General features: G+C 39.0%; 11 protein-coding genes. All 11 read right to left on the bottom strand.

The genetic code is table 11. The features are described from left to right. Positions 1-156 precede the first annotated feature (156 nt). The 11 genes from ACFIKE_RS07520 to ACFIKE_RS07570 all read right to left on the bottom strand — a co-directional run bounded on the left by ACFIKE_RS07520 (position 157) and on the right by ACFIKE_RS07570 (position 6405). Complete coding sequence (locus ACFIKE_RS07520; protein ID WP_375649010.1) at positions 157-324, bottom strand: hypothetical protein; 168 nt, start codon at positions 322-324, stop codon at positions 157-159. A 404-nt stretch (positions 325-728) separates the two neighbouring features. Beyond that, positions 729-1103: a hypothetical protein gene (locus ACFIKE_RS07525; protein ID WP_375625327.1), complete on the bottom strand. Its 375-nt coding sequence runs from the start codon at positions 1101-1103 to the stop codon at positions 729-731. A gap of 89 nt (positions 1104-1192) precedes the next feature. Continuing rightward, on the bottom strand, positions 1193-2329 hold the full coding sequence (locus ACFIKE_RS07530; protein WP_375649013.1) for a DUF6990 domain-containing protein: 1137 nt from the start codon (positions 2327-2329) through the stop codon (positions 1193-1195). Positions 2330-2341: 12 nt separating this feature from the next. Next, positions 2342-2698, bottom strand: coding sequence for a hypothetical protein (locus ACFIKE_RS07535; RefSeq protein WP_375626436.1), 357 nt, complete (start codon positions 2696-2698; stop codon positions 2342-2344). 218 nt (positions 2699-2916) lie between these two features. Further along, complete coding sequence (locus ACFIKE_RS07540; protein ID WP_375649016.1) at positions 2917-3132, bottom strand: hypothetical protein; 216 nt, start codon at positions 3130-3132, stop codon at positions 2917-2919. Between the two features lie 43 nt (positions 3133-3175). Then, the gene (locus ACFIKE_RS07545) at positions 3176-3373 is read right to left on the bottom strand and encodes a hypothetical protein (protein ID WP_375649019.1); all 198 of its coding nucleotides are present in this window, start codon (positions 3371-3373) and stop codon (positions 3176-3178) included. 122 nt (positions 3374-3495) lie between these two features. Further along, positions 3496-3663: a hypothetical protein gene (locus ACFIKE_RS07550; RefSeq protein ID WP_375649021.1), complete on the bottom strand. Its 168-nt coding sequence runs from the start codon at positions 3661-3663 to the stop codon at positions 3496-3498. 516 nt (positions 3664-4179) lie between these two features. Then, complete coding sequence (locus ACFIKE_RS07555; RefSeq protein WP_375649023.1) at positions 4180-4512, bottom strand: hypothetical protein; 333 nt, start codon at positions 4510-4512, stop codon at positions 4180-4182. Positions 4513-4711: 199 nt separating this feature from the next. After that, a complete protein-coding gene (locus ACFIKE_RS07560; protein ID WP_375649026.1) occupies positions 4712-5269 on the bottom strand; it encodes a hypothetical protein in 558 nt (185 codons plus the stop codon). Between the two features lie 57 nt (positions 5270-5326). Next, positions 5327-5878: a hypothetical protein gene (locus tag ACFIKE_RS07565; protein WP_375649028.1), complete on the bottom strand. Its 552-nt coding sequence runs from the start codon at positions 5876-5878 to the stop codon at positions 5327-5329. Next, the gene (locus ACFIKE_RS07570) at positions 5875-6405 is read right to left on the bottom strand and encodes a hypothetical protein (protein ID WP_375649030.1); all 531 of its coding nucleotides are present in this window, start codon (positions 6403-6405) and stop codon (positions 5875-5877) included. Before ACFIKE_RS07570 ends, ACFIKE_RS07565 begins: the two co-directional genes overlap by 4 nt. Positions 6406-6737 lie beyond the last annotated feature (332 nt).

The raw sequence follows: 6737 nt of genomic DNA on the forward strand, positions 1-6737 counted from the left end.
ATAAAAGAAATATACAGTGCCACAATGGGTATTGTTAAGAACAAATCAAAAATACCCCCCAGCAGAATGATCAAAATCAGCGTGTAAGCTGCCGCCATTGCGTAATGCATTTTATTCCCTTCTCTTTATAAATTGATTTGTGTGGTATAAATTGATTTATTGGGTTTCTTCAGTCACTTCTTCCAATTGCTGAATCTTCTTTTTCAATCGATGAGTTAAAATTTCACGAAGGATCACAACAACAGGGATCGTTGCAAAAATACATACCGATAAAAAAAAACCAGAAAAACAAGAGAATGGCAATATATTCAAATCTGCTCTCATCTATCTCATCGATCCCTTTAAAGAAAATCACATAGACATAAACTTTGAAAAACATAATAATGAAAGAGAGGCATGCGTGGATGATATAATCTTTGCGTGAAAAAGCGAGCCATTTTTTTAACGAATGAGAACTTATCTGTGTTTCTAGTGCTAAGTTTTGCGGCACTCTCTCTTTCCCTTTTCCGCTTTTTTCAAAGAAACAAAAATGCTGCGGCTGTTCTTTCATCAAACGTCTTTGTTTTTTCACTCTGTAATAGAGCCTCAAACGCTTGATTAAAGAATAATAAGGCGCCACAATAATCATATTCACAAAAATAGCAAAAACTGTAACTGCATTTAGAAGAAAACATCCAATTGGCAGAAACAAAATAAAAACCGCGGCCTCACTCCTCATGCGTATAACCTCATTGATTAATCTCCTGCTGCTTTATTTCTTCTTCCAATTTTTGCTTTATTTTTTCCAATTTACGCTCTTTAACGGAGCGCAGCCCCCACAAAATAGGAAGAGGTGTAAGAAGACAAAACCAAATCAACACCGGCAAGAGAAAAATAAAAGAACCAATTCCTTCCCATCTTATCCACTGCAACGGCTGTACCAGAGACTTTGCACCCGCAGGAACTTCTAAAGCCATCATGATAAGACATGTGCAAAACATAGTGAAAAAGGAACGCCCTATTATTTCACAACTCCCCACCCCTTTACGGCTTTCCACTGAAGGCACCGTCAATTTTTTGAATGAAAAGAAAGACTCTTCAAATGGCGCATTTTTCTCCTGCATTGATCCCCTCTGCTTTTACACTTCGCGCTTTTTACGCTCTATTTTTAGGTTTAAGCTCTTTTTAATTTATCTAAACGCTTTATTTTTTCTCAATAATTTTTTTCATCAATCCTAATTTCTACATCCATATATTCTAACTCCCCATCCTTTATGTAAAGAATATGAGGACGATAGTTTTTTCCATCAACTTCACAAATCGCGTCCTTTTCGTAAACGAAATATCCCTGTTGTCTTAATTCTTCTCTTTTTTCCTCGATCAATTTTTCATAAGAATCTCTTCTTCTATTGCACAAACTAGGATCTGAGGCTCTAAAATATTCATAGCTCTCCACCTCCATGGAAAAATCCTTTGCCGCCTGTTGAAGCAAATCGTAACTGGGTTGCTTTGTCTTTTCTACCGCCTTAGCGATTATCATCGCGCGTTCCAGATGCTCCTCTTCGATGCTTGTCTCAAAGCCCAGTTTCTCACCTTCCAGAAAGCTTTTGTGATAAGCGTGTAAGGTTTCAACATCACCCAACAATGCCAAAGCTGCAAGATAGCGCAGCGAATAAGAAGCCAACTGAGGGACCACAACTTTGTTTTCCCAAGGAAGGATGCGATATTGAGAGCGAAGCATATTGCCAAGATCAACCTCTGTCATTGCCTTTTCTAAAGCTTTCTCGAGTGCACAGCGTAAATGCTGGGCACTTACCTTTTCTTCAAAAATTTCCAACCCCTTCACATCAAAACTCAATTCGAGAGCAATCAAGCCTCCAGAATTATAAGGGTCTATCGTTTGGCAAGCCGCCGCATGGATACCAGAAACCACCGCAATTGCACAATCAAATCGCGGATACCCCTTCTCAGCATTATAAAGAAACTGCACTTCACGATCTGGTAAATAATAGGTGGCCAAATGATCCCCTTTTCCTTCAATTTCCACCCTCCACCCCAAACTCTTTAAAAGCGCCGTTGCACTTTCCATCGTTAGGATTTCCTCATCAGACAGAGAAAACTCTTTTACCTCAGATGATGATTTAATCATCGGCGTTGCTCCACTAGACGGCTCAAAAGCGATAGGTTGTTCAAGCACGCGGTTGAATTCTTTTGTCACTTGGCAATACAGTCTCACCCGCTTGAAAGTAGAATAATACAATGCCCAAATGAACATCGTGACCACAGCAGAAAGCAGCGTGAAAAGCGTCAAGCCCACACCCCACGAGAGTACAACAATAATATCTATCATTTTCCCCACCCTTCACGCGCTGTTTTGTTGAGAAGCGGTTTTGCTCCGCTGCCAGATTTCTTGATCCAACTGCTTGATCTTTTTTTTCAACAAACGCGTAAAAATGATGCGGACCACAAAGGCAACAGGAATAAGCACAAAAAGAAGCGTTGATATAAAACCCAATATTAATGTTAAAATGAACAGAATATAATTCGACCACTCTGTCAAATCCCACTCAAAAAATATAACGAGTGCCACTTTAAAAGCGCTAATAATGAAAGCAATGCAAAAGATGACTTTATAATTTTTGCTTGTCAAAAACGCTTCTTCAAGCGAAAACGACCGTGGCTCTTCGTCCAATGATGCATTTTTTCCATTGCCCCTCATTTTTTATCCCTCATTTGTTTCAATTTTTAAGCCATTTTCATGAACCGAAGCTTTCGTCCTCACAATGAATGAGGGTTCATCAATATCAAGCGCTTGTATCCCTCATCTTTTATAAAGACAATATCAGAGTTGCATTTTTTTCCATTACCTTCAAACATCATGTTTTTATCACGCACAGTGTATCCTCTGTTGTCTTAAGGCTTCTCTTTTCTCGTCGATTAAATGTTCATACAAATATCTTCTTCTATTGCACAAATTTGGGTCTGAGGCTCTAAAATTCTAATCACTGCTCTTTTTATTTTCAGGAAGATAAGCTTCTTTGCAAAGAAGAAGCCAACTGATGCAAAAAAATCGTAACGAAGTTGCTTTGTCTTTATGACGATTTGAACCACCCAAAAAGCCGCCCAAATGGACTTTTTTGATATTTTTTTCAAAGCCCAGCCTCTCACCTTCCATAAAGCTTTTGTGAGAAAGCTATCAAGTGTTAATATCAGCAAGCAATGCCAAAACCCCAAGGGTGCGCAGCAAATAAGAAGTCAACTGAGGGGGGCTACAATTTTCTTTTCCCAAAGAAGGGTGCTCTATTGAAAGCCCAAACACGCTGCCAAGACCAACCTCATTCCCAGACCAACCTCGTTCCCAGACCAACCTCGTTCCCAGATCAACCTCAGTCATTGCCCTTATCGAAAGCTTCCTCAAGCACACGGTGTAATCACTGGGCGCTTACCTTTTCCTCAAAAATTTTCAATTCCTTTGCCTTAAAATCCACCCCTTTGCTTCAAAGCTCAGTTGTCAATCTAGCAAAACCCCAAAATGATAAGGATTAATATTTGGCAAGCTGCAGCATGTATACCAGCGCCTCCCAAAATTCCATAATCAAATTGCACAAAACCTTTTTCATCCAGAAAGAGAAACTGCCCCTCGCGGTCTCGTAAATAAATAGGTGTCCCCCCCTTTTCTTTCAATTTCTCCCCTCCACCCCAAGCTCTTTAAAAGCACTATTGCACTTTCCATGGAGCAAAACGTCTTGATCAAAAACTTGGACTTTTGGCACGCCTTCTTTATGCGCCTTGCCTCTCCATTTTCTCAGAAAATGGATTTTTCTGCCCCAAACACCACCGCCGCATCTTGTGCTTTAATATAGATTTTTCGCTCTCAATATCGCTTGGTAAGACACATTTTTATACTTGATAAAAAGAAAATAAGTTACAAGATTTTCTCTCTTAAAGAAAACACCAACAGCAAGTAAAACCCAAAAAAAGCCTCTTTTCACTTTGCCCCCGCACCCGCTCAAACAAGAGCCCCTCTCAAGCAAGAGCCTCAATTCTTTTCAAAACACAGCACAAATATAAAAAAAGCACAAAACGAGAAGTGCACCCCATGCCCCTTAATGAACATATCAAAGGCAAGGCTTATGGCATCCTTTCACTTTGTCACCGCACCCGCTCAAGCAAAAGCCCCACTCAAACAAAAGCCTTTCTTCACTTTGTCCCCTCGCTCACTTTCCCCTCATTCACATCGTATAATATGACGAGAGCTTTTTTCTGCTCAACCTCTTCTTCCAATTGCCCTATCATTTTCTTCAACTGACGTGTCACGATAAAACGCATAATAAAAACAATCGGTAAGAATAAAAAAGCACTGGCAAGCATCCATGCTAGTGGCTCGAATACAACAAGAGAAACAAAGTCCCTTCCTCTCCATATCTGAACGACAACCGTTATAACTATTGGAGCTGTCACTATGACCGTAGAAATATAAAATATTTTTTTATAGTCTTGCCAAACAAGAGAAAGCTGTTTTTTATCAAACATTCTGCTGCTTTTTTATTTTGGGGAGATCTGTTTTAAGGCAATATCGCGTTCATTAAGCACACATTTCAGTTCCTTTTTCACGCGACAATAAAGCCGCGCACGCTTGATAAACACGTAATAAATGATAAAAATCGGCACCCATATTAAAACATTTAAAAGCATAAAACACAGGAAAGAAATGGCTATTAATGTTATAAGACTACTCGTCATTTTGTCCCCCTTCCACATTCTGCATACGCATTGCCTGATCGCGTTGTTGTATCGCTTCTTCCAATTGTGGAAGTATTTTGTTTAATTTTCTCGTTAACTTTATGCACATGATCCCAATGATCGGAGAAAAGAGAAAAATCCCTAACCATAGAAGGCTCAACAGCTGTATAATAAAGGCAACACTATCATTTTTCCACCATACAAAATTTGCGATAGAGAAAGCAGATTGCAAAACAGAAAAGAGAATAAGGATAAAAAAGATTATTTTACATTCTTTTGAAGAAAAAGGCAGAGATTCTTTGAAGTTAAGAAAGCGCATTTTCGCATCAAGGGTCTTAAATACGAGATTGTGTCTTTTCATTTCTCCCCGATCATTGCGCAATTGTTGTATGGCTTGTTTTTGTTGCGTCGTACTCTTTTTCAAGCCTTGAGCGAGTTTAAAAGATAACCTCATATGCTTGATTAACAAGTAAGGAAGCCTAACAACGACCATAACCATTAAAATGGCAATGATAACGAACCCTAAAAAAGCCAAATGCTGCATCATAATGCTCCCTTTTTTTCCCTATCGCATTGATGTGAAATCATCATTTTTATCCTCTGCTCAAACAAATGTTTCTAATTCCTTTACTGTTTCTTGCACGCCATACTGAAGGAAACTATGGAGAATTAAAATGACAGGTAAAGAAACAACAATACATACCCAGAACCACAACAGCAGTTTCATGACAAAATCAATAATGTGAAGCACTATAATAGGCACGTAATTGTGCAAAAAAATTGCAGATTTTGGAAGAAACGCTAAAAAAACGACAACACCTGTGCAAAGTGCAACCATAACGAAAGCGATAGAAAAGATCATAAAATAATCTTTTTTTGAGAGAAGCAAAGATTCTTGAAAAGAAAAGGCACTGAACTGTGTTGCAAGAACTGTATTCTGTCCCCTACCCTCTGCCTGATTATGCCTCAAATTCTGCGCTGCACCCTTTTTTAATTTTCGCTGCGTCACCAATAACAAGATTGTCCGTTTTATCAACGAATAATAAAGTGCAACGATTGTCACCATGGTAGAAAGGAATACCATAAAAATTGCAGAACAAATAAAAATTGCCGTCCCTACGGCGATCAACATTCCAATGATTAAAGAAGCGGTCACTTTCCCCTCCTATAGTCTTCTGTCAGAAATTGGTTGTTTAGCTGTTGCTGATCTGGCAAGGTTTCCCACAGCTTCATCATTTCCTTCACATCCCGTTTAAATATGGCGTTAAAGACAAAAAAGAGCGGAAAAAAACCAAAAAGAAAACAAAAAATCATTTGCGGTAAGAAACATAAAAAAGCCCAAACACTATTCCACCCCGCATCAAGCAAATGCTCGATGATAGGATTTTTAAAAGGATGTGCAAGGCTCTCCTGAATTATTTCCTGAAAACTTTTTTGTTTCGTTTGTCCCAGTGCTTGGAGCTGTTCTTTGGATATAACATGAAAAAATTCCAAAGGCTCCATATAGACAGTCGCGGAAAAAAGCACCAACAAGAGGATAGCCAAACACAAAATGATGACGTAATCGCCTGTTGAAAGCATCATCCATTTTTTGAAAGTTGCCGATTGATCCAACACTGACTGTGATACGAAAGCCTTATTTCCCTCATGGGCAGATTGGTGTTGTGATTTATCTTCGATCATACGGATACTCCCCCACTTTTAAAATTCCCACTCTTCAAATTTGATAGCACGCCACCAGCGCGGTAAATTCGCTTAGCACTCTTCTCAGAGTAAAGCAAGCACTATAATCCCCTATAAATATTTTATTCACGTACCCTATACGCGCTTATACATGACGCGCTTACAAGCCCAAACACCCCTTTTCCTCTCTTTATCGATCACACAAACCCTAAAAGACACCGTTTTACAAAAATCCAACAAATATTTAATCTAAAAAACATCTCATGTGGAAAACTGACATGCCCACCATAAACGACAGTGTTTTCACCGCTTAAATGAAGCCGAGTATATAT

This window comes from Bartonella sp. MU70NMGDW, from assembly GCF_042194085.1.
Classification (GTDB): Bacteria; Pseudomonadota; Alphaproteobacteria; order Rhizobiales; family Rhizobiaceae; genus Bartonella; species Bartonella grahamii.